This window comes from Kribbella ginsengisoli, assembly GCF_039537185.1.
Classification (GTDB): domain Bacteria; phylum Actinomycetota; class Actinomycetes; order Propionibacteriales; family Kribbellaceae; genus Kribbella; species Kribbella koreensis.
Window position 1 is genome coordinate 388,379 of sequence record NZ_BAABAA010000003.1, and the last position, 20,823, is coordinate 409,201.

Sequence of the window (20,823 nt, forward strand, 5' to 3'; positions counted from 1 at the left end):
CCGGCAGAGTCCGAGGAGGTCCGGGTCGGTACGACGAGATCCTCACCGCCCACGCGTCGGCCCGGTCTGGGACTGCTGACCCATCGGGACCGGCACATTGCACGAAGTTGCAATTCCTTCTGCTTCCCTGCCTCGGTCCGGCGGTTCTACTCTCTTCACAAAGAGAGGATGAAGATGAAAAAACCACGATTGTCACTGGTATTCATTTCCACCACCGCCCTCCTCGCTACCTTCCTGTCCACCCAGGCCCAGACCGCGTCGGCCTGGGCATCAGACCATTGCCAATTCACCACCGGCAGCCTGAAGTGGCAGGACCTGACCACCCGGACCACCTATTCCAACGCGGCCGCCAACGCGATCGCCGCCTGGAACGCGACGCCGACCAATGTGTACTTCACAAAGGTGACCTCGGGGACGAACGTCAAGCTCACGGACGCGAACCTGGGAACCAACGGCCCGATCGTCGTCACCAACAAGACCTGCTCGAACGGCTTCAACGCAACAGCGACCGACTCCACCCTGAATCGCGCCTACAACGACGGGTACTCATCCACGAAGAAGAAGGCCTACTTCGTTTTCCAGATCGGCTATGCACTCGGGCTGGCGCCGACTTCGGCGGCAAGTTGCCCGAATATCGAAATGATGTACATGCCGACCGCGATCGACGTCTGCGGGTACAGCGATCCTCGGCCCGGAGATATTACCGGCATTAACACGATGTACTGACCGGCGTGCAATTCATGAGTCGAAGGAGTAGGCAAATGCGATATCCCCGGATTCTCCTCGCCGCGTCGACGGTACTCGCGGCCGGCCTGATCGTGATCGCGACGGCCGGCTCCGGTGCGGCCGCGCCGGAGGCCACCCACAGTGAGCTTCAAGTGAGCTACGCCAAGAACTACCGGACCCTGACCGAGTTGCGAGCCGCAAGCTCGGCGGCAGTGAAGGTGGTGGCCGAGAGCCAGAGGTCCGAACAGCTCGGCGGAGTACCAACCACTGTCACCACCGTCAAGGTCACCAGGACCATCTCTGGGACCAACCCCGGGTCCAGCATCGAGATCCGGCAGCTCGGTACTTCCGAAGTCACCGGGAACATCTCGAAGCTCATGCAGCCTGGCCACGAGTACCTCGTCTTCCTCGTACCGAGCACCGGCGCGGACGACGCCGCCCCCAACCGCTACCTGATCGCCGGCGAGTCCGGTCTCTACGAACTCCAGGGCAACCAGTACCAGTTCCGTGGACGCGATCTGGCCCCCGGCGAGCCACAGAAGCTTCCGACGTCTGTGCAGGCGGGCGTCGCAGAAGCAGCCGCCGCGCGCTGACCACGCCCGACCCGGCGGCCGAGGCGATGGACGGACTGTTGCCTCAGAACCGATAGTCACTCAGTCAGACACTCAGGTCATGAAAAGAGGCCCTTTCCCAAAGTGGGAAAGGGCCTCTGACCTGCGGTGGAGCTTAGGGGATTCGAACCCCTGACCTCTTCCATGCCATGGATTTCCCCTCCGCTGCGGGAGCCTAAGCCCACACCCTCCTGAGTCCACCGACGTCCGGTGTCGTCCAGGCCGATGCAGGGCCGTAGCCTCCCCGTTAGCCTCCCAGCGATTACGAAGAGATGCCCCCGCCGCTTGACCGCCCAGGCGTTGGGCCGGCGGGCGGAGTGAGCGCTGCTGCGACTGGCTGGCGGCAAAGGAGAGGAACTCCAGGCGGGGCATCTCCCGTGCGCGGCGGACAACGCCACTCTCCACAGACCGACATCGCGAGCGAGTGGTCCTGACAGAACTGACAAAACCACTACTCTGCAGATCGGCGCACGCCATCCGACCGCTTTGGCTACCCAGGTCCGCCGTGGATCTTGGGTAGCCAACGAGCGGAGTCGAAGTAGCGCGGCGGCAGTTCGAAGCGCCTAGCGAATCCCCGCCTGATCTGCTCTGCCAGCAGAGAGGCACCGTCCGCGACCGAATGCGACCGAACCGCGCGCCCATCGATGAAGACGCTGGTGGGCTGATCCGGCTGGACCCAGAAGTCCGCCAACCCATCGAGGTCTGCCCTCTTGGTTCGGCGGTATGGCTCGAGTTTCCACTGCTCGTTCGGCAGAGCGAAGGCAACTGTGGGCACTCGCTCGTCTGCACTGAATCGATTGCGTGCCGCAGTCGACGGCGGTCGTTGATAGAGAACCAGGTCCTGACCGTCACCATCGGTAATTAGTGCCGTCATGACAGTCTGACGCTGACCTCCCCTTAGATCCGCGAACACCTCCTGGGAGAGTTCGTCCAGCAATGTCAGCCGAAGCCCGAACAGCTCAAGTTCGGAGCTGAGTCGGCTCATAAAGTCGCTGAGGCTGTTCCGGTACCAGTCGAAGTAGCTGCTACCACGACGCGCAACGAGCTGATCGAACAGGCGCTTGAACGCCTTCGGTCGCTGGAGCTCTGATACGTACCGCTCAATCGTTTTCAAGAACAGCCCAACAAGAGGCATGATGTCCCCGCCCTCATCGCTGTGGGCCAAGGCAGCGATATACCGGCTCCGCTGCGACCGCGCCTTTACAATCGCGGGCGGCAGGCCGTCCTGGCCGAGCAACACGTTTGCGATCAGCCGACCAACACGCCCGTTCCCGTCTTGGAAGGGATGCACGTGAGTGAACCACGCGTGGCCGACCGCCGCTCGCAGCACTGCCAGATCACCTTCTACAGGCCCCTGACTCCAATCACAAAGCTCCGCCATCGCAAACGGGATTTCATAGGTCGGATATGGCGCGTGGTCGGACCCAGAGATGGCGGCATCGAACTGCCGGTATCGACCTGCAAACCACTCGCCGGCCATCAGGACGCCGTGCAGCGACCGCACGTCCGATTGGCAAAGACCTCTAACATCGCCTCCGATGTATCGCAGGGCGAGCACGCGGGCAGTTTCGAGGCCGATCGCCGCAAACGCCCGCCTGTCCTTCTGAAGGACTTCAGGGAGCAAGTTGATGTTCAGATCACGCAGCACGCGTTGTCCGGTGTCAGACTCGATGACCTCAACAGTCCCTGCGAGGTCAGGACCCTCGAACTCGATGCTATTGCTCTCGAAGACTGACGAGTAGCCGTGTGCTCGGTCCATCTCACGCACAAGACCCATTCGGCGCGCACTTTCGAGCGCCTTTTGTAGGTCCGTCCGGACGATGTGAAGGCGGGACCGCAGTTCGTCTAGTGATCCGCTAGCTTCGGACGGCAACGAGTAGGGAGTTCCCTTCAGGATCGCCACCTCAGCCACAGGCCACCTCCACAATGATGTTCACCAGTTCACATCCAAACCGGGGCCATTATCGATCATCGTCGGGATGCAATTTGTCGAAGGAGTCTGCATGCTCCTGCGCTGCGCGGTCCGAGGCTTCGTGATCGGCCGTCGAGCGCTCTTCAAGCGATCGGCCAACTGGTGGGCCGGTGGCTCCGCGCCGTTGAGCTTCGGCGCACCGTTCACATGCGTCAGGGTCTGATGAATCAAAAGGTATGCCGAGGACAACCTTGATGGCCCGACCACACAGGCTGTCCTGATAGTAGAACCGCTCCAAGAAGATCGGCTCATGGCCAGACTTCTCTGCAACTAGCAGGCGTCTTGGGCCCTTGAACGGGTTGGTCTGCTGCCCCTCGTTGAAACTGACGACCGCGTGTACAGGAGCTGGATCTTCGGGGAGTGCCTTGTCGAGTGCGTGGTCGACCGGATCGCGCTTCTCGGCGTAGTGGTCGAGGCCTGCTCTAAAGATTACTGCCGTCGGGTCCGCTTGATCATTCATGACGCCTCCTGCTGGTTCGTGCTGCCATCATGACTGGTCAGACCGACAATCAGTCCATGCGGCTCGACCCACACGGGACCGGACGTCCGGCCCGATGCACGCAGGCGCACGGGGCGGACTGCGCGCGCCCTCCCAAGCACCGAGAGGCCCTGACAAAACCGACAAAACCGACAAAACCTCCCAACCCGGAAGGTTTTGTCAGTTTTGTCAGGGCCACTCAGCGCGGCTCGCTTGGTGCGGACGCCAAGCTGACTGCCGCAGATCGAAGGCAGTTACCGCGGCTTGCCGTGCAGTCCTCTAGCAGGCCCCGCGTGCGATCCCCTAAGTATCCATACGGCCCGATGTGGCATCTGGTCCGCAACATTCAGTGCATGATGACCCACAGCACACCGGCGACCACAAGGGCACCGATCAGAGCGAGCCAGAACATCAGCAGGCTGTCTACTGTCGCCAGAGTTCCCGCCATGGACACGGCTGCTACCACCGCTAGGGCCCAGTTTGTGGTCTTCTGGCGCTCAGCAGCCCGTTCCTGGCGAACGGCCGCCTCGTGCTGCTGTTCGGTCCGTTCGACCAGCTTTGCCATCATGAGCGCAACCTCTTGGAAAGTACCGTGCAACTCGCTTAAGCTCCGCTGCTGCTCGGCATGCATTGCCTGCGGACTCGACCTCCTAACGTTTTCGCTAGTGAGGTGGCGCAGCTCAGCGCGATGGTCGTCTTCTCGTTGCCACAGCTCGGATCGCGCCTGTATGCGAGCAAAACTCTCCCGTAAATCCTTACCGATCGGATCGATTTCAATTCCGATCTTCGGGATCTTCGGGAGGTCGAACTTGACCGCACCTGCCAACTTTTCGGCCAACTGAGCTGTCGCCTTGCGCATCTTCTCGGTGACCGGGCCGTAGATCTCCTCGACACCAGCGTCGAGCGACTCGCGCTGCCGCTCTGTCAGCTCAGCTTCCTCTTGCAGCCAGATAAGGTCCCTGATATCGATCTGCCTCAGGGCTTCAACCGTGAATTCCTCGGGTAGCTGATGGCGATCCAGCCGGGCCCGTGGTGTTGGCTTGTCGCTTGCCGTGCCATCGGCTGCGGGTTCGTCTGTCACTGACTGACTCCTCGAATCTCTCCGGATGATTCGAGCTCGCCAAGAACCCAATCCCATCGAAAGTTCTCGGCAACGCGGTCTCCCGTACCGGACTCGATTGGCTCCAGCGACGCCGTTGAGCCGTCGTGCGGATCGACAATCCGCACTCCCGCATATCGAAGTACGGCAAGTGAGGCGAGCCAAGCCGGGTGGCCTGCGAGGTCATGTTTGGCGAAGGGGACGGCGACAGTCCGCGTTCTCGAGCCGAGGGCAGCGCACAGTGTCGTGAGCGGATAGGTGTTGGCGTTGCCGTTTGCCCAGGCGTTGAGTGTGTTGAAGGTGGCTGGAACCACGGCTAGGGCGTCAGCTTTTGGCGCGCGCCTTGCTTCCGTGGGCTTGCGGTTGCCAGTCAGGATCGGTACGTCGGCGAGGTCTTGGCCTTCAAGCCACGGGCGAGCTGCGTCCGTAGGGAGGACGTACGGAGTCCAGCCGCGTAAGCGGGCGGCACTAACGCCGTCGGCCACCCGCGACGCGAGCGGGGCACCACATGTGACGATGTAGAGGGTGCGGTCGGTCACGTGAGGACTCCTGCGCGGGTTGCGATGGCGGTTAGTGCCGGGGTCGACTTGCGGGAGCGCTTGAGAAGTTCGCGTACCAACTCGCGGGCGATGGTGTGGTAGCGGATCGACTCGGGAGCGACCCGCTCGGCCCGCTGGAGGTGGAGGATCGCCTCCATGTCGTTTTTGGCCTGAGCCTGTGCCCATGCAAGGTCGATGTGAAGGCGGGAGCGACGGCCTTGCAGGCCGGCAGGCATGGCGTCGGGATCAACCTCGGTGGCGACTCGCAGCACGCCCGCCGGGTCGCCGAACTCAGCTGCTACAGATGCCTTGTGGATCAGGACATTGGTTGGCCCGAAGGCAGTCCACCAATGGTTACCATCGTGGGCGAGTAGGCCACCGAGCTGTTCGGCTGTCGCCAGGCGCTCGGTAGAGGTAGCTCGGTCAGACCTGCGGGCAGCTATGACCGACGAGATCAGCCAGAGAGAACCGGCGAGCGACACCGCATCCGGAGCGTCAGAGCTAGTTAGGCGCATCAGACCTTCAGCAGATCTGATCGCCACCCGCTCGGCGTCATCCGTGCGCTGACTGCGGAGCAAGGCGCACACCACCTGATACGCAGCCATGCCTTGGGCCGTCTTCGATTCGGCAGCCATCGCGGCGTGTGTGGCGCGGTCGGCGGCCAGCCAGCCGAGCTGATGCTCACCAACCTTGGTCAGGAGCTTTGCCGCAGCCGAGTAGACCGAGCACCGGGCAAGGTGCGTCTCTCTGCCATCGCGGCCCTGATATCCGTCGTAGGCATCGGCGGCCTGAATGAGATCTGGAAGCATCGCAGTCGCGGTCTGATATCTCGCAGCCTGGTATGCCTGGTGCACCTGCACAGCGCCGTTGCGCAGCTGCGGCAGAGGCCAAGGGGCCGTCTGTTCTCCGAGCAGGTGATGGTAGCCCGCGAGCTGGCTGCGGACCGCGTCAACAGCAGTCACCTGCTCCGAGGCGTCGGGGGCGAGAACCCAGTCGCGATCGATGAGATCGGCGACATCGATACGCAGGACGGCGGCTAGGTCATTCAGGGTGGACAGGCGGTCGACGCCCCGGATGCCGCGTTCGACCTGGGACAGCCAGGATCGGGACATTCCGATGAGGCCGGCCAGGGCATCTTGGGACATGCCGCGTCGCTTGCGGTAGGCCCCGATGCGCTCTCCTACGTGCATCTGCACTTCCCCTCGTTGCTGTGGTCTCCCCTAGTGAACCGCGGCCTTGCCCGGTGAATGCGCAAAAAAGTGCGCAGCCTGCCGAGTGCACAGCGGGAGCCCAATCCGCATCGACGCTGGGGCCATGACCGAACTGAACACTCAGGAACTCACCCTCTTGGGGCCCGGGGCGGCGGGAGGCACGCCCTCAGCCCGCGCAATCTTTCGGATGTACGCAGCCGTGAACGGCGATAGCCGCTCGACCTCTGTCGGCGGCACGCCGGACTTCAGCGCCGCCAGCACAGCAGAGAGCACCTCCTGCCGCGCTTCTTCGTGGGCGGACTCAGTTCGCCGGTACCGACGTGTCGCGGTCGCCAGGTCTTCGCGTTGGTCACTCACCCAACCAGTGTATCGCGCCTCGCTTGCGCAACTCAGACTCAAGCGATACTGTGTTGCGCAACTTAGTTTCGCTTCGTCAATTGGTACAGCTCGCAGCGACGCCCCGGCGGAGGCAACCGCCGAGGCGTCTGGGCCGCGCCAGTCCCTTCACGAACAGGAGCAAACCCAATGAGCATCATCCACCTTGCATCCGTCAGCGGCGAGGACCCGACCCCGGCCGATTTGGCCGGGATCGAGCGTGAGTGGCCGGTGATCGCAGCCGACCTGGCGGAGCTGGACGCGGAGATCGCAAGGCTCAGCATCGGTCCTGCGGTGTCGGAGCTCGACCGACGTCGGGTCCGCCGTGCGGAGCACGTGGTTTTGAAGGCCGCCCGCGAGTTGGGCCACCGCGTCCCGGAGACGGAGGACGCGGCATGAGCCGCCGGACGCTAAGCCTCGAAGAGGTGTGGGCCGAGAAGCTCGGTCTTGAGACCGCCGGAGCCGCTGTAAGTGGCGAGCTGGCCGCCCGTTTCGCCTACCTCGTGCAGTTCGTGCTGGGGAACGAGATGCCCCCGGCCGGTTCGGCCGAGGAGGCGACCGCGTACGGCGATCTGTGGATTCTGTCGGGGTTCCTGACCGATGCCCGCCAGATCATCAACGGCCAGGAGGTGGCCCGATGAGCGCACTCGTACAGGCCCCGCCGGCCCCGGCAAAGGCAACGAGCGTGGACAAGTTGCGGACTCAGGCGGCTGAGGCGTCGCAGGTCCGGGCGCTGTCGACTCACCCCGACGTTGTGGCGCTGCGGGTGGAGTCGATCCGCACGCAGGTTGACCGGTGCATGTGGCTGGGAATCGTTCTGGGGTTGGCGTTCACGATGGTCAACGTCCAGGCGTTCGCCGCCGCTGGCGCTACGGTGGGATCGTTGCCGTGGATCGCTGCGTGGCTGCTGGACCCGATGGTGTCCCTGGTCCTGATCGCGGTGTTGCGGGCAGAGCAGATCACCGCGCGGTACCAGGTGACCGACGCCGGGCCGTGGATTCGCCGGACGAAGCGGTTCGCGTTCGCCGCGACCTATGTGATGAACACCTGGTCTTCGTTCGGGCACGGCGACGCTGCCGGGATCGTGCTGCACTCGGTCCCGCCGCTGCTGGTGTTCTGCGCTGCCGAGACCGCCCCGGTACTGCGGGACAGGCTGACCGAAGCGGTACTGCGCGCCGAGCAGGCCGCCGTGCTGGCCGACCCGCACAAGGCCGCTGAGCCGCTGGCCGTGCCCGTAGTAACGCAGGAGATGCCCCCGCCTCCGGTGGCGCTGGAATCGGCTCCTGCAGAGGCGGGCGGGGCATCTCCCGAGGTGACCACCAAGACCCAGCCGCGCCGGTCGACCCGCAAGCCGTCGCCACGGAAGAAGACGGCCAAGACAGGCCGGATGCTGCTGGCTGACTACGTCGCGCTGGGTCTGGCCAAGGCCGACCCCGAGACCACCGCCGACCAGGTCACCCCGGCCTGGGCGCGCAAGACGACCGGCTGCTCTGCGGGCCTGTCGGCCAAGGTCGCCGCCGGTGTCCGCGACCAGCTCGCCCCCGTCGCCTCTGCGGTGACCTCGATCGAGAAGGCGGCTGCCTGATGACGCTCACGATGACTGACCTGTTTTGCGGTGCCGGTGGCTCCTCGACGGGCGCGACGATGGTGCCGGGCGTGACGGTGCGGATGGCCGCGAATCACTGGCGGCTGGCCGTGGACAGCCACAACACCAACCACCCCGGCGCGGACCACGACTGTGCTGACCTGTCGCAGGTCGACCCGTCGCGCTACCCGCGCACCGATCTGCTGTGGGCTTCGCCTGAGTGCACGAACCACTCCCAGGCCAAGGGCCGCAAGCGCAACGTCGATTCCACGCCCGATCTGTACGGGCAGGTGCTGCCGCTGGAGTCGGCGGAGCGGTCGCGGGTGTCGATGTTCGACCCGCTGCGGTTCGCCGAGTACCACCGTTACGCCGCCGTCGTGATCGAGAACGTCGTTGACGCGGCCAAGTGGGTCATGTGGCCCGCGTGGCGCGCGGGCTGGGCCGCGCTGGGCTACTGCCTGCACGTGGTCTACCTGAACTCGATGCACGCCCAGGCCGGCGGGCGGCCCGCGCCGCAGTCACGCGACCGGCTCTACGCGGTGGCGCACCTGAAGACGACGCGCTGCCCGGACCTGGACCAGTGGACCCGCCCACTGGCCTACTGCCCCGGCTGTGACGAGGTGGTGCGCTCCATGCAGGCGTGGAAGAAGCCCGACAGGGCGTGGGGCCGCTACCGCGCTCAGTACGTGTGGCGCTGCCCCCGCGTCTCGTGCCGCAACAGCGTGGTTGAGCCGGGGTGGCTTCCTGCATCTTCGGCGATCGACTGGACGATTCCCGGTCAGCGGATCGGCGACAAGGCCCGTCCGCTGGCCGACAAGACCATGGCCCGGATCGGTGCCGCGCTGGAACGCCAAGCCCACTTGGGTGCGCCGCTGGTCGTGCCGATGGAAGGCCGCGACGGCAAGCAGGCAACACCGGTGACGGCGGTACTGCGGACCCAGACAACCCGCAACGAATCCGCTCTGCTGGTCCCCGCGGGCGGCACCTGGAACGACGCCGCGACCAGCGTCGCCGACGTGATGCGGACCCGGACCGCGAACGAGTCCGAAGCGCTGGTTGTGCCGCTGCGGGCCAACAACACCGCCAAGGGGGTCGGGCAGGTCTTCGACACGTTCGCCGCCGCTGGCAACCACCACGGCCTGTTGATGCCCTACTACGGCAACGCAACCACCCACACGACCGACGACCCGCACGGCACGTTCACCGCGCACGACCGGTTTGCGCTCGTGATGCGCAACAACACCAGCACCGGCGACGGTGCCGAGATGTCCACCCCTGTTGGTGAATCGCTGCGGACTCTCACGACCGCCGGGCATCAGTCACTGCTGGAGTACTCGACCCCGACCGTGGACGACTGCCTGTTCCGGATGCTGGAGCCGCACGAGATCGGCGCCGGCATGGCGTTCACGCCCGGCTACGTCGTGCTCGGCAACAAGCGCGAGAAGGTCCGCCAGCTCGGTAACGCCGTCACCCCACCCGCCGCCCGCGACCTGGTCGCCGCTGTCGCCGAATCGCTCGGTCACAGCGTCGGTGACCTGGCTGGCTCGCAGGCGGTGGCGGCATGAACTTCAACTTCGGCGCTCAGTTCTCAACCCTGGCAGGAGAAAGCCCGATGACGCTCAAGCTCTGGCTGCTCACCCGTACCGACGATGTGGACTACGACGAGGTGGCGGTCATGGTCGTCGCGGCGGTCGAGCTGTGGCCGGCGCGCGGGATCGCCGCCGCGTCGCACGGCCGAGAGTCCGGTGCCGTGTGGGCCTCGCCGAACCACTCCACCTGTGACCTGATCGGCACCGCCGCCGAGGGCATCACGCCCCGCGTCCTGCTGGTCGACGTGAAAGGAGCATGAGCATGCCCGATGACGAGCAGAGCAACGTTCACCGGCTCTACGACACCGACCACACGAGCGACCACGAGGCCGTTCAGGACAGCGTTCACGAGGACGTTCACGGGATCCTTCACGGCGACGCCGAACGGATCGCCATGGACGAGGCCACCGAGGTTCACGAAGCGGACGTGATCGAGGGCGAGGTCCTGTCCGAGGAGGAGTCGGCCGAGCTGGACCGCCGTCTCGAGTCGCGTGGTGCGCTGGTCGTGCGGCGGGCGACCGCGCCGGTGCGGGTGGTGCGGTCGGCAGCGGTCGCGGTCAAGGGCCACGAACCGACGATGAAGGTCGTCAAGCCGACGCTGCGCCACACGTGGACGGTGGTCCAGGGCGCGGAGTCGTACGCCAAGCGCGCCTACGACGCCTCGACGTTCGGCATGTACCGGCGGCAGATGAAGGCCGCTGAGGCGGCCGGTGACCGGGAGGCTCTGAAGGAGTGGGCCGATCGCAAGGAGATGGCCACCGAGCGCCGCCACAAGCGCCTGATGGACCTGCCCCGGCTGTTCATCGGCCTGGTCAAGGTGCTGGCCGCGACGCTGCTTGGTATCCCGCTGGCGGTGTTCGTGATCGCCGTGCTCACCAAGCTCACCGGCAACGGGTCGTTCACGGGTGTCTGGTTGGGGTTCTTCGCCGTGATCGGGTTCGTGATCGCCGCTGTGTCGTTCGTGTGGGGCGTGTTGCTGTTCGCAGCGCCGTTCCTGTTCGTGCTGTCGTGCTACCGCGAAGGCAAGCGCCGCGCTGAACCGCCGAGCTGGCTCGTCACCACCGGCGAGACCCAGTGGGATCTGGCCATCGATGAAACAACGATCGCCCGCGCGCTGGACTCGCTGCGCATCCCGAACATCACCCGCTACCTGAAGGAGGGCTACAAGCTCCAGTTCATCACCCCGGCACGCCAGCAGGGCCGGGGCACGCACGCGCTGATCCGGCTGCCCGGCGGCGTTCCCGCAGCGGAGATCTCCAAGCGCCGAGTTGCTCTGGCGACCAGCCTGCACCGCGCCGGCTCCGAGGTCTGGCCCAACACCGGCGACGAAGCCGGGATCTTGGACCTCTGGATTGCCGACAAGGGCGCGCTGGCCGGTGGCCCCGGCCCGTACCCGCTGCTGACCGAGGGCCTGGTGGACGTGTTCAAGGGCGTCCCGGCGGGCAAGTCCCTGCGCGGTGACGAGCTGCGTGAACCGGTGATGGGCCGCAACTCGGTCGTGGGCGGCGCACCGGGTCAGGGCAAGTCGTCGGCGTCGAAGACGTTCATGGCCGGATGCGCATTGGACCCGACCGTGGAGATGCGGATCTGGGTGCCCGACCAGAACTTCGACTTCGAGCGGTTCAAGCGCCGCTGCTCGCGCTACACCATGGGTGCCGACGACGAGTCGATTCGTCAGATCCGCGACGACCTCAAAGAGATGTTCGAGGAGATGGAGAAGCGCGGCGAGCTGCTCAAGGCCTACCAGGTCGAGCAGGTCACCCGTGAACTCGCGGACAAGAACGTCGGTATGCACCCGCTGGTCGGCCTGCTGGAAGAGGCACACGTGGCCTTCCAGCACGAGGAGTACGGCGCGGAGATCGCCAAGTACGCCGTGGCGCTGGTCAAGCTGGGCCGCAAGCGGGGGATGCACTTCCGGGTCTCGACGCAGGCTCCGACGGCGACGTCGCTGCCCAAGGACGTTACCCGCAACTGCACGAACAACGTCGCGTTCTACGTGCAGGACTATGTCGCCAACGACGGCCTGCTCGGCCAAGGCGCGTTCAAGCAGGGGGTGCGGGCAACCGATCTGATCCCCGGCGAGAACCGTGGTACGGCGATCGTGAAGGGCTTCACCGCCGCCAAGTTCGAGACGTTGCAGTGGTACTTCCTCGATGGTGCCGAGGGCAACGACCAGATAACGCCCATCATCGACCGCGCTCTGGCCGCGATCAGCAAGCGCGAGCTGCCCGCACCCGGCGACTCGCGGCGACCGGAGATCGAGACCCGCGACCTGCTCGCCGACCTGGACGAGGTCCTCAACAACGAGCTGGTGCCGATCGCCGACGTGCCCGCCCTGCTGCGGGATCTCGCCCCGACCTGGCAGCCGTACCAGTCCCTGTCCGGCAAGACGCTGCGGGAGATCCTCGCCGCGGAGCACGGCATCAAGGTCCCCTCGACCGGCAACAAGTTCCCCCTCAATCCCGCTACCGTCCGTGACGTGATTGTCCTCCGGCAGCGCGACGCCGGCGCGACTGACGACACCGACGAAGACACCGACACGATCGCCAGTTAACCCCGAGGCCGGCGCCGGAAACGCTGCTCTCAGCGCCCTGACCAGGCCGCATCCGGCGCCGGTTAACCCGGCTAACTCGATAACTAACCGCAGGTCAGAGCCACATTGGCCCGATCTCACTCGCCGAGTGAGGAACCTAACCCAATTCCCGGCAGCTAACTCAACCCCGAATCTTCCGGCGACGCCCCGCACAAGGTCATCGCCTCCACCTCCCACGCCCCAACTCGACTACAGAAGGTGACTGACTGTGGTGCCCGCCAACCATCTGTTCTGGCTCTACGCCTCGACCGTCCTGCCCGCCAGCGTCGTCACCAACACCCAGCCACTCACCCACACCGAGCGTCTCGCGATCTGGATCGGTGCCGGGATCGCCGCCGTCGCGCTCTACCTGCTCGGCTGCCTGATCTTCCCCTACACCAACTGCACCAAGTGCGCAGGCTCGGGCAAGTCCCGCGCCCCGCGCGGCAAGGCGTTCCGCAACTGCCGCCGCTGCAAAGGCACAGGCCGCCGGACCCGCATCGGTAGCCGCCTCATCGATCACCACCGCAACCGCCGCAACCGCTGACCAGCCCCGCACCACGATCCTCAGGAGACCCGAACCACCATGGCCCGCAAACCCCGCAAGACCGACGACGAGCAGGCGCTGAGTCCGGCTGAGGAGTACCGCGCCGCGCTGGCCGACTTCACCTCCTACTCCAGCGACAACGAGACGCCCGAAGCGCTGGCCGCCCGCGACCGGCTCGACCAGGCCGAAACGCGCCGCCGCTGGTGGCACTTCTAATGGCCGGGACGCTGATGGAACGCGCATCGCTGCACCCGGCTCGGTCGCAGTGGATCGAGCTGTGGAACGGCAAGTACGCACTCGGCTGGGACCACCACGGAACGCCGGTGTTCCGGTACCGGTGGGCACCCGGCGGCCTGGCCACCCGCCGCCAGCTCCGCGCGATGCGGATGTGTCCCGGCGGCCAGGAGCCCTACGCGCTGCTGGTGTGGCGCAACGGGCAGCGGTGGGCCTGGCTCTACCGCCTCGACCTCGCCAAGCCGTCGCGGACCGCGTCCCCGGCCCAACTCAACGCCCTCGACAAAGCCATGCAGGCTCGCCGGACCTGCGGGCAGTGCTACCAGGTCGCCGACTACTGCATCCCCACCTCAGATGGCCGCTGCGTCGACTGCCAGACGCCGGCCTACGCCGACAGCTACGCGACTGCCGCCTGACCCTCCTCGAGTAAGGGATTCCTGCTGTGACAGACCTGCTGACCGCCGCCCTGGACGCCGCCGAACGTGGCTGGCCCGTGTTCGTGCTTGGACGCTCTAAGCGTCCCGTAGCCAACTGCGAGGCCTGCCCCAAAGACGCGCACGATCCCGCGAGCTGTGGTCACCTGACCTGCCACGGCTTCTATGCCGCCACTACCGACCCCGCCCGCGTCGCCGCGATCGTCGCCGCCGTCCCGCAAGGTCAGCTCGCCGTCCGCACCGGCACCGCGTCCGGACTGCTCGTCATCGACGTCGACCCCGCACACGGCGGCGACCACAGCCTGTCCGCCCTGATGACCGAACGGCTCGTGCCACGGACCCTGCACGTCCACAGCGGGTCCGGCGGACTCCACCTCTACTACCGCCACCCCGGCCACTACATCGGGTCGCGCCCGATGCCCGAACGACCGGGGATCGACGTCAAAGCAGACGGCGGATACGTCGTCTTGCCGCCTTCGATCCACCACCGCACCCACCGGCGCTACCAGTGGGGCCAGACCGCCACTGACGTGGAGATGCCCCCGCCCGCTCTCCTGGCCGCCTGCGAACCGCCCGAGCCGATCCGGACCGCGCCCGCCGGCCTCCCGGCAACCATGCCCGGCGGAGGGGGCATCTCCCATCCGGAGAAGCTCCTGGCCGCCCACCTGAGCGCCGTACGCAACGCCCCGGAGGGCAAGCGCCGCACGACCCTCTACGGGGCCGCACGGGGCGTCGCACGGCTTGTCCTGCTCGGAGCGATCGAGCAGCACGACGCCATCGCCGTACTCACCGACGCAGGACACGCAGCAGAGCAAAGCGACCGAGACATCCGAGCCGCCATCACCGGCGGATTCCGTGCCGAAGGGATCGCCGCAGCATGAGCACCGAACACATCGACTGGCACCTGATCGAGCCCCCCGAAGACCCCTTCGACCCCGAGCCGATCACGCCACCGACACCGATCAGGCCAACCCAAAATCTTCAGCGCACACCCAGGCATCACGACCAAATGGGCGTCGCCGGCGTCACCGCGGGCACTGATGCATTGGGCAACGAAACGCCGCCCTGGGACGGCGAACCCGTGCCGCTGAAGACCGATCGGATGCTGCGTCCGTTCCCCGTCGATGTGTTCCCCGACTGGCTGGCCGACCAGGTCAGCGCCGTCGCCGAAGCGACCCAGACACCGACCGACCTGGCCGGTTGCGTCGCGCTCGCGTGCCTGTCCACAGCCGCCGGCGGAAAGGTCCTGGTCAAGGTCGACCGGTCCTGGCTCGAACAGGTCAACCTCTACACCACGATCGCCCTGCCACCCGGCTCACGGAAGTCGCCGGTGTTCCGGGCCATGACCGGCGCCCTCAACGCCGCCGAAGCCGCGCTGCAAGAAGCGACCGCCGACCAGCGCACCGAAGCCGACCTGGCCGCCCGGATCGCCCACGCGAAAGCCGAAGACCTGGCCAAGAAGGCCGAACGCGCCACCGTCAACCCACAAGAGGCACTCGCCGACGCGACCGCCGCCGCCAAAGAAGCCGCAGCCATCGTCGTACCGGCCGTGCCCCGGCTGATGACCGACGACGTCACCCCCGAAGCGTGCGTGTCGCTGATGGCCGCACAAGGCGGCCGGATCGCGGTGCTGTCGGCCGAAGGCGACGTGTTCGCCACCCTCACCGGCACCCGCTACTCAGCCGCCCCAAACCTCGCCGTGTTCCTCAAAGCCCACGTCGGCGACCCCATCCAAGTCGACCGCAAAGGCCGCGAGTCCGAAGCCATCGAGCGCCCCGCCATGACGCTCGGCGTCACCACCCAACCCTCCACCCTCCAAGGCCTCGCCGCACAACCCGGATTTCGTGACCGAGGCGTCCTGGGCCGCATCCTCTACAGCCTTCCCGTCAACACCGTCGGTCAGCGCAACAACACACCAACCCCCGTCCCCGAAGCCGTCGAAACCACCTACCGCGACGCCCTGCAAACCCTCGTCCTGCTCCTCGCCGACCGCCACACCCCGCACCACCTCGAACTCACCCCCGACGCCCGACAGACCCTCCTCGACTTCCAAGACTGGATCGAACCCCGACTCCACCCCCGCACCGGACAACTCGCACCCATCACCGACTGGGCCTCCAAGCTCGCCGGACACGTCGTCCGGATCGCCGCCCTGCTCCACCTGGCCCACAGCTTCACCACCGGCTACGCCGGCCCCATCACCGCCGACACCATGCACGCCGCCGAACGCGTCGGCCGCTACTACCTCGACCACGCCCTAGCCGTCTACGACCTGATGGGCCGCTCCCACCCCGACCTAGACGACGCCCGCGACGTACTCGCCTGGATCACCAAACACTGCGACCGAACCGGCCGCGACACCTTCGCCCGCCGCGACGCACTACGCGGCCTCCAGAGCAACAGATTCCCGACCGCCGAAGGCCTCGAACCCGCTCTCAGGCTCCTCGCCGAACACGGCCACATCAGGCCCAAGCCAACCGAAAAGAGCAGCAAGGGCGGCCGTCCGTCCCACTCCTACGAGGTACACCCGCACGTCATGACCGCCCCTGCGGAGGACCGATGACCATGGAGGTTTTGTCAGTTTTGTCAGTTCTGTCAGGCCATCTCGCTACTCCGAAGGAGACTCTCGCGTGACCGACTCCACCGTGACGCCGCTGGTACCGACTCGCGCTCTGTACACCGTTGCCGAGGCAGTCGTCCTGCTGAACTACAGCCGCAGCCAGGTCTACGAGCTGATCCGCCTGGGCCGCCTCGGAACCGTGTCCGAAGGCCGAAGCCGCCGTGTTCCGGCCGACGCCATCACCGAGTACGTGAACCTGCTGAAGATGGAAGCGAAGGAGGTCGGTAGTGCCGCAGCGGCGTAGCCAGGGCGACGGTGGCATTCATTGGGATGCCAGCAAGAGTCGGTACATCGCAGTCGTGTACCTAGGACCCGCCCCGGCGGGCAAAACGCGGCGGCCTCGGATCACGGCTAGCGCCACGACCAAGACCGCTGCTAAAGCGAAGCTGAAGGAGAAGCTGAAGCAAGCGGAGGACCGCGCCGCCCTCGCAGCCAAGGACTACACAATCGAGGAAGCCGTCAACGACTGGTTCGATTTCGGCCTGCACAAGCGTCAAGCGACGACCGTCAAGAATCTGCGCAGCCTGGCGAACACCCACGTCATCCCAGCTCTCGGTGCTCAGAAACTCCAGGCGCTGACTGCCGACGAGGTGGACGACTGGCTTGCTGCGAAAGCCAAAGTGCTCAGCACAGACACCCTCCGCCGGCTCCATTCGATTTTGCGTCGATCGATCATGCGGGCGCAGGCGAGGGAGAAGGTGCACCGCAACGTGGTGATGCTCTGTGAGATCCCGACCGGCAAGGGTGGTCGGCCGTCGAAATCGCTCACGCTGCATCAGGCAGAAGCGCTCCTGCAAGCTGCCGAATCTTCGGTGATGCACGCATACATCGTGGTGTCGCTGCTGACCGGAGCGCGAACGGAGGAGCTGCGGGCGCTGACTTGGTCGAACCTAGACCTTGCTGGCAGGCCGAAGGCGGAACCTCCCGTACCGCCGTCGATCCAGGTCTGGCGCTCCGTGCGGGAGGGAGGCGATACCAAGACGCTCAAGTCCCGGCGAACACTTGAGTTGGCACTGCGCTGTGTGGAGGCACTGACGGATCACCAGGAGCGCCAGCAGGTTCGGAGGAAGGCAGCAGGACGCCGCTGGCAGAACCTCGACCTGGTCTTTGCCTCCGAGATCGGCACGCAGCTCGACGCCGCCAACGTGCGCCGCGCCTTCCGGAAGGTCGTCAAGGCAGCCGGACTCGACCCAGCGATGTGGACGCCTCGCGAACTGCGGCACAGCTTCGTCTCGCTGCTATCGAGCAAGGGCGTACGGATCGAAGACATCTCGCGGCTGGTCGGGCACGCCAGCACGAACGTGACAGAGAAGGTCTACCGGCACGAGCTGCGACCAGTACTCACCGAAGGCGCTACGAAGATGGACGAAATCTTCCCCGGTCAGGGCGGCAACGAGGAGAAAGAGAGGCCGTAGCCTCCCGATTAGCCTCCCGGGTCAAAAATCAGAGGCCCTTTCCCCGAGGGGAAAGGGCCTCTGACCTGCGGTGGAGCTTAGGGGATTCGAACCCCTGACCTCTTCCATGCCATGGAAGCGCGCTACCAACTGCGCCAAAGCCCCGCGGTGTCTTGCGGACTCCGGAAGTTTAGCGGATGGGAGGCCGCAAAGAAAAATCGGGTGGAGCGGACGGGGAGGTGAGGAAGAGCACGGTGGGCGAGGGCGGTTTGCGGCGGGTTGGGGAGGGCTGGTGGTGATAGTTGGGCAAGCTTCCCGGCCGGCGAAGAACGGGTGGCCTGGGGCATGCCTGACAGCCGCCGGAAGGAGGGTCCGGCGACTGGTCGAAGGGTCCAGGGCAGCGTGCGGACACACCGACAGGGTGCGACGAGGTTCCCCCGGAAGGCAGCCGCGAGCGCGACGGCACTCACCGCGACGCAGGAGCGGCACCGCGCGACGCAGGAGCGCCGCAGAGGCGCAAGGAAGGGCGGGCGGGAGCGCCCGGAGCAGGGGCGCGACGTAGGAGCGGCCGAGCGGAGGGGGCGTGGGGGCTTGTCTAGCGTTGCTGGTCGTCGCTCATGACTGGTTCGGGGAGGGAGCCGGCGTTCCATTCTTCTATTCGCCAGCCGTGGCGGCCGGGGAGTAGGGAGACCCAGTTGCAGTTGGAGAGGCCTCCGAAGGCGGGCCAGTGGGCTTTGGGGATGCCTAGGAAGAGGCAGATGCCTACTCGGGCGGCCAGGCCGTGGGTGGCGACGACGACAGTGTCGGAGGGCTCGCCGTGTTCGATGGCGCGCGCGAGGGCGGGGGCGAAGCGTTCGGCGACCTCTTCGACCGTTTCGCCGGCGGTGCCTCGGCGTTGGGGTTCGCCGGAGCGGATGCGGGCGGCGGCTTCCGGGTGGATGGCGGCCAGTTCGTCCATGGTCATGCCGGCCCAGTCGTCCACGTTGATTTCGCGGAGGGCTTCGTCGTACTCGACCTTGAGGCCGGTCAGGGCCGCGAGTTCACCGGCGGTGGCGGCGGCGCGCTGGAGGTCGCTGGAGAAGAGGCGGGTGGGGGCCAGGGAGGCCAGGCGCGCGGCGGCTGCGCGCGCCTGGGCGACGCCTACTTCATCGAGGGGAATGTCTGCTTGGCCCTGGATCTTGTCTTGCAGGTTCCACTCGGTCCGGCCGTGGCGCCAGACGATCAGCCTGCCCGCTGTCATTCGACTGAGGAGGGGGACGGGGCCGGGTCCTCGTCGGCGGTACGGTCGGCGATCACCGGTACTGCGATGGTGCCGTCCGCACCGGGCAGCGGGATGATCGGGCAGTCGCGCCACAGCCGCTCGAGGGAGTAGAAGTTGCGCTCCTCGTCGTGCTGGACGTGGACGACGATCTCCAGGTAGTCGAGCAGCACCCAGCGGCCCTCGCGGGCGCCCTCGCGGCGGACCGGCTTGGCGTCGAAGTCGACACGGAGCTTCTCCTCGATCGCGTCGACGATCGCGCGGACCTGGCGGTCGTTGGAGGCGGAGGCGACCAGGAACGCGTCGGTGATGGCGAGCTGCTCGGAGACGTCGAACGCGAGAACGTTCTCGGCCTTCTTGTCGTGGGCCGCCTCGGCGGCCGCGGTGAGCAGCTCGATGGCGCGTTCGGTGGCAGGCATTGCGGTCCTTTGCTAGCGGTACAGGCTTGGTGGTGCGGGCTTAGTGGTTGGTGTAGAGGTCGCGCTTGGCGATGTACTGGACGATCCCGTCGGGCACCAGGTACCAGGTCGGGTTGCCCTTCGCGACGCGCTGGCGGCACTCGGTCGACGAGATCGCCAGCGCCGGTACTTCGAGCAGCGTGATCCGGTCCATCGGGAGCTTGTCCAGCGGCAGTTCCTGCGACGAGTACCCCGGCCGGGTACAGCCGACGAACTGGGCCAGTTTGAACATCTCGTCGACGTCGCGCCAGGTGAGGATCTGGGCCAGCGCGTCGGCACCGGTGATGAAGAACAGCTCTGCGTCGGGGTAGAGCCTGGCCAGGTCCCGCAGCGTGTCGATCGTGTACGTCGGACCGGGCCGGTCGATGTCGACCCGGCTGACCGAGAACCGTGGGTTGGAGGCGGTCGCGATGACCGTCATCAGGTACCGGTCCTCGGGCGGCGAGACCTCGCGGTCGAGCTTCTGCCAGGGCTGCCCGGTCGGCACGAAGATGACCTCGTCGAGGTCGAAGTACGCCTGTACTTCGCTCGCCGCCACCAGGTGACCGTGGTGGATCGGGTCGAACGTACCGCCCATCACGCCCAGGCGGCGCCCGGGGCGCACCCTCTCCGAATCCACGTCAGCTCACCAGGCCGCTCAGCTGTGCGGCCGGCCCTTGCCCATGATCACGGTGACGAGCAGCATCACGACCAGGACGAACAGGGCGAACCCGCCGTACCACCAAGGCGAGATGTGCGAGGCCTCGGTGGAGGCTTCTTCGGCGGCCGCGGACAGCGGCAGGAGGAGGGCATGCATGAGGCGAAGCCTATCTCTTGCCCACCTACGCGAGCGCGACCGGTGGGCGGCAAGCCCTGCCGGTCGCGCGGGAGGTGGGTCAGCTGTGCCGGATGTAGCGGGTCAGCAGCCGGCGCCAGGCGGACGGACCGGTGTAGTCGCGCTGGTGGATCGCGGCGACACGGCGCATCTCGTCGATGTGGGCACGGGCGACTTCGGGGGTGATCATGATTCCTTCACAAGGTTGTTCCAACGGGCTTCGATAGTTGAATTGTACGCCAGGGACTGCTAGGACTCAAACGAATTGAAGGTAGATCAGTCGATCTCCCTACGAATCTGCGGTAAA

General features: G+C 66.2%; 25 protein-coding genes and 1 tRNA gene. 15 read left to right on the forward strand and 11 right to left on the reverse strand.

Features of this window, described 5'->3' with window-relative positions:
* The first annotated feature begins 168 nt into the window (after positions 1-168).
* Together ABD768_RS15485 and ABD768_RS15490 are read left to right on the forward strand one after the other, a co-directional pair.
* Positions 169-726, forward strand: coding sequence for a hypothetical protein (locus ABD768_RS15485; RefSeq protein ID WP_344841190.1), 558 nt, complete (start codon positions 169-171; stop codon positions 724-726).
* A gap of 35 nt (positions 727-761) precedes the next feature.
* Positions 762-1,319: a hypothetical protein gene (locus ABD768_RS15490; protein WP_344841192.1), complete on the forward strand. Its 558-nt coding sequence runs from the start codon at positions 762-764 to the stop codon at positions 1,317-1,319.
* A gap of 508 nt (positions 1,320-1,827) precedes the next feature.
* On the opposite strand, the gene ABD768_RS15495 is transcribed toward ABD768_RS15490, so the two are convergent.
* The 5 genes from ABD768_RS15495 to ABD768_RS15515 all read right to left on the reverse strand — a co-directional run bounded on the left by ABD768_RS15495 (position 1,828) and on the right by ABD768_RS15515 (position 6,615).
* Positions 1,828-3,249 (reverse strand): Fic family protein, encoded by a 1,422-nt coding sequence (locus ABD768_RS15495; RefSeq protein ID WP_344841194.1) that lies wholly within the window; start codon positions 3,247-3,249, stop codon positions 1,828-1,830.
* Positions 3,250-3,298: 49 nt separating this feature from the next.
* Entirely contained in the window at positions 3,299-3,769 is a 471-nt protein-coding gene (locus ABD768_RS15500) for a hypothetical protein (RefSeq protein WP_344841196.1), read from the reverse strand.
* A 364-nt stretch (positions 3,770-4,133) separates the two neighbouring features.
* On the reverse strand, positions 4,134-4,868 hold the full coding sequence (locus ABD768_RS15505) for a magnesium transporter CorA family protein (protein WP_344841198.1): 735 nt from the start codon (positions 4,866-4,868) through the stop codon (positions 4,134-4,136).
* Positions 4,865-5,425, reverse strand: coding sequence for a flavoprotein (locus tag ABD768_RS15510; RefSeq protein ID WP_344841199.1), 561 nt, complete (start codon positions 5,423-5,425; stop codon positions 4,865-4,867). The genes ABD768_RS15505 and ABD768_RS15510 overlap by 4 nt, the downstream gene beginning before the upstream one ends.
* Positions 5,422-6,615 (reverse strand): helix-turn-helix domain-containing protein, encoded by a 1,194-nt coding sequence (locus ABD768_RS15515; protein WP_344841414.1) that lies wholly within the window; start codon positions 6,613-6,615, stop codon positions 5,422-5,424. The genes ABD768_RS15510 and ABD768_RS15515 overlap by 4 nt, the downstream gene beginning before the upstream one ends.
* A gap of 546 nt (positions 6,616-7,161) precedes the next feature.
* On the opposite strand from ABD768_RS15515, the gene ABD768_RS15520 reads away from it, so the two are divergent.
* From ABD768_RS15520 to ABD768_RS15580, 13 genes are all read left to right on the forward strand, one after another.
* Entirely contained in the window at positions 7,162-7,410 is a 249-nt protein-coding gene (locus tag ABD768_RS15520) for a DUF6284 family protein (RefSeq protein WP_344841201.1), read from the forward strand.
* Positions 7,407-7,652 (forward strand): hypothetical protein, encoded by a 246-nt coding sequence (locus ABD768_RS15525; RefSeq protein WP_343971595.1) that lies wholly within the window; start codon positions 7,407-7,409, stop codon positions 7,650-7,652. Before ABD768_RS15520 ends, ABD768_RS15525 begins: the two co-directional genes overlap by 4 nt.
* Entirely contained in the window at positions 7,649-8,596 is a 948-nt protein-coding gene (locus ABD768_RS15530; protein ID WP_344841204.1) for a hypothetical protein, read from the forward strand. Before ABD768_RS15525 ends, ABD768_RS15530 begins: the two co-directional genes overlap by 4 nt.
* A gap of 11 nt (positions 8,597-8,607) precedes the next feature.
* Positions 8,608-10,161 carry a DNA cytosine methyltransferase gene (locus ABD768_RS15535; protein WP_344841206.1) on the forward strand — a complete coding sequence of 518 codons (1,554 nt, stop codon included), beginning with the start codon at positions 8,608-8,610 and terminating at the stop codon, positions 10,159-10,161.
* Between the two features lie 47 nt (positions 10,162-10,208).
* Positions 10,209-10,445, forward strand: a complete 237-nt coding sequence (locus ABD768_RS15540; protein WP_344841208.1) for a hypothetical protein — start codon at positions 10,209-10,211, stop codon at positions 10,443-10,445.
* Positions 10,446-10,447: 2 nt separating this feature from the next.
* Positions 10,448-12,739, forward strand: coding sequence for a cell division protein FtsK (locus ABD768_RS15545; protein WP_344841210.1), 2,292 nt, complete (start codon positions 10,448-10,450; stop codon positions 12,737-12,739).
* Positions 12,740-12,989: 250 nt separating this feature from the next.
* Positions 12,990-13,304 carry a hypothetical protein gene (locus ABD768_RS15550; protein ID WP_344841211.1) on the forward strand — a complete coding sequence of 105 codons (315 nt, stop codon included), beginning with the start codon at positions 12,990-12,992 and terminating at the stop codon, positions 13,302-13,304.
* A gap of 39 nt (positions 13,305-13,343) precedes the next feature.
* A complete protein-coding gene (locus ABD768_RS15555; protein ID WP_344841212.1) occupies positions 13,344-13,520 on the forward strand; it encodes a hypothetical protein in 177 nt (58 codons plus the stop codon).
* A gap of 14 nt (positions 13,521-13,534) precedes the next feature.
* On the forward strand, positions 13,535-13,954 hold the full coding sequence (locus ABD768_RS15560; protein ID WP_344841214.1) for an RRQRL motif-containing zinc-binding protein: 420 nt from the start codon (positions 13,535-13,537) through the stop codon (positions 13,952-13,954).
* Between the two features lie 26 nt (positions 13,955-13,980).
* A complete protein-coding gene (locus ABD768_RS15565) occupies positions 13,981-14,853 on the forward strand; it encodes a bifunctional DNA primase/polymerase (RefSeq protein ID WP_344841215.1) in 873 nt (290 codons plus the stop codon).
* Positions 14,850-16,535: a YfjI family protein gene (locus ABD768_RS15570; RefSeq protein WP_344841217.1), complete on the forward strand. Its 1,686-nt coding sequence runs from the start codon at positions 14,850-14,852 to the stop codon at positions 16,533-16,535. The genes ABD768_RS15565 and ABD768_RS15570 overlap by 4 nt, the downstream gene beginning before the upstream one ends.
* 67 nt (positions 16,536-16,602) lie before the next feature.
* A complete protein-coding gene (locus tag ABD768_RS15575) occupies positions 16,603-16,836 on the forward strand; it encodes a helix-turn-helix domain-containing protein (RefSeq protein WP_344841218.1) in 234 nt (77 codons plus the stop codon).
* Positions 16,820-18,007 carry a tyrosine-type recombinase/integrase gene (locus ABD768_RS15580; protein WP_344841220.1) on the forward strand — a complete coding sequence of 396 codons (1,188 nt, stop codon included), beginning with the start codon at positions 16,820-16,822 and terminating at the stop codon, positions 18,005-18,007. The genes ABD768_RS15575 and ABD768_RS15580 overlap by 17 nt, the downstream gene beginning before the upstream one ends.
* A 71-nt stretch (positions 18,008-18,078) precedes the next feature.
* On the opposite strand, the gene ABD768_RS15585 is transcribed toward ABD768_RS15580, so the two are convergent.
* From ABD768_RS15585 to ABD768_RS15610, 6 genes are all read right to left on the reverse strand, one after another.
* A tRNA-Ala gene (locus tag ABD768_RS15585) sits at positions 18,079-18,151 on the reverse strand.
* Positions 18,152-18,581: 430 nt separating this feature from the next.
* On the reverse strand, positions 18,582-19,226 hold the full coding sequence (locus ABD768_RS15590) for a histidine phosphatase family protein (RefSeq protein WP_344841221.1): 645 nt from the start codon (positions 19,224-19,226) through the stop codon (positions 18,582-18,584).
* Positions 19,223-19,663 (reverse strand): ribosome silencing factor, encoded by a 441-nt coding sequence (gene rsfS / locus ABD768_RS15595; protein WP_344841222.1) that lies wholly within the window; start codon positions 19,661-19,663, stop codon positions 19,223-19,225. Before rsfS ends, ABD768_RS15590 begins: the two co-directional genes overlap by 4 nt.
* 40 nt (positions 19,664-19,703) lie before the next feature.
* The gene (nadD, locus tag ABD768_RS15600) at positions 19,704-20,321 is read right to left on the reverse strand and encodes a nicotinate-nucleotide adenylyltransferase (protein WP_343971553.1); all 618 of its coding nucleotides are present in this window, start codon (positions 20,319-20,321) and stop codon (positions 19,704-19,706) included.
* Between the two features lie 18 nt (positions 20,322-20,339).
* Positions 20,340-20,498 carry a hypothetical protein gene (locus ABD768_RS15605; RefSeq protein ID WP_343971550.1) on the reverse strand — a complete coding sequence of 53 codons (159 nt, stop codon included), beginning with the start codon at positions 20,496-20,498 and terminating at the stop codon, positions 20,340-20,342.
* A 79-nt stretch (positions 20,499-20,577) separates the two neighbouring features.
* On the reverse strand, positions 20,578-20,706 hold the full coding sequence (locus ABD768_RS15610) for a hypothetical protein (RefSeq protein WP_343971547.1): 129 nt from the start codon (positions 20,704-20,706) through the stop codon (positions 20,578-20,580).
* Between the last annotated feature and the right edge of the window lie 117 nt (positions 20,707-20,823).

Excerpts from the sequence above, each read along its gene's own strand:
- ABD768_RS15485 (WP_344841190.1), top strand. The coding sequence starts at position 169 with ATGAAGATGAAAAAACCACGATTGTCACTGGTATTCATTTCCACCACC.
- ABD768_RS15490 (WP_344841192.1), top strand. The coding sequence starts at position 762 with ATGCGATATCCCCGGATTCTCCTCGCCGCGTCGACGGTACTCGCGGCC.
- ABD768_RS15500 (WP_344841196.1), bottom strand. The coding sequence starts at position 3,769 with ATGAATGATCAAGCGGACCCGACGGCAGTAATCTTTAGAGCAGGCCTC.
- ABD768_RS15515 (WP_344841414.1), bottom strand. The coding sequence starts at position 6,615 with ATGCACGTAGGAGAGCGCATCGGGGCCTACCGCAAGCGACGCGGCATG.
- ABD768_RS15520 (WP_344841201.1), top strand. The coding sequence starts at position 7,162 with ATGAGCATCATCCACCTTGCATCCGTCAGCGGCGAGGACCCGACCCCG.
- ABD768_RS15525 (WP_343971595.1), top strand. The coding sequence starts at position 7,407 with ATGAGCCGCCGGACGCTAAGCCTCGAAGAGGTGTGGGCCGAGAAGCTC.
- ABD768_RS15530 (WP_344841204.1), top strand. The coding sequence starts at position 7,649 with ATGAGCGCACTCGTACAGGCCCCGCCGGCCCCGGCAAAGGCAACGAGC.
- ABD768_RS15535 (WP_344841206.1), top strand. The coding sequence starts at position 8,608 with ATGACTGACCTGTTTTGCGGTGCCGGTGGCTCCTCGACGGGCGCGACG.
- ABD768_RS15540 (WP_344841208.1), top strand. The coding sequence starts at position 10,209 with ATGACGCTCAAGCTCTGGCTGCTCACCCGTACCGACGATGTGGACTAC.
- ABD768_RS15545 (WP_344841210.1), top strand. The coding sequence starts at position 10,448 with ATGCCCGATGACGAGCAGAGCAACGTTCACCGGCTCTACGACACCGAC.
- ABD768_RS15555 (WP_344841212.1), top strand. The coding sequence starts at position 13,344 with ATGGCCCGCAAACCCCGCAAGACCGACGACGAGCAGGCGCTGAGTCCG.
- ABD768_RS15560 (WP_344841214.1), top strand. The coding sequence starts at position 13,535 with ATGGAACGCGCATCGCTGCACCCGGCTCGGTCGCAGTGGATCGAGCTG.
- ABD768_RS15570 (WP_344841217.1), top strand. The coding sequence starts at position 14,850 with ATGAGCACCGAACACATCGACTGGCACCTGATCGAGCCCCCCGAAGAC.
- ABD768_RS15590 (WP_344841221.1), bottom strand. The coding sequence starts at position 19,226 with ATGACAGCGGGCAGGCTGATCGTCTGGCGCCACGGCCGGACCGAGTGG.
- rsfS (WP_344841222.1), bottom strand. The coding sequence starts at position 19,663 with ATGCCTGCCACCGAACGCGCCATCGAGCTGCTCACCGCGGCCGCCGAG.
- ABD768_RS15605 (WP_343971550.1), bottom strand. The coding sequence starts at position 20,498 with ATGCATGCCCTCCTCCTGCCGCTGTCCGCGGCCGCCGAAGAAGCCTCC.
- ABD768_RS15610 (WP_343971547.1), bottom strand. The coding sequence starts at position 20,706 with ATGATCACCCCCGAAGTCGCCCGTGCCCACATCGACGAGATGCGCCGT.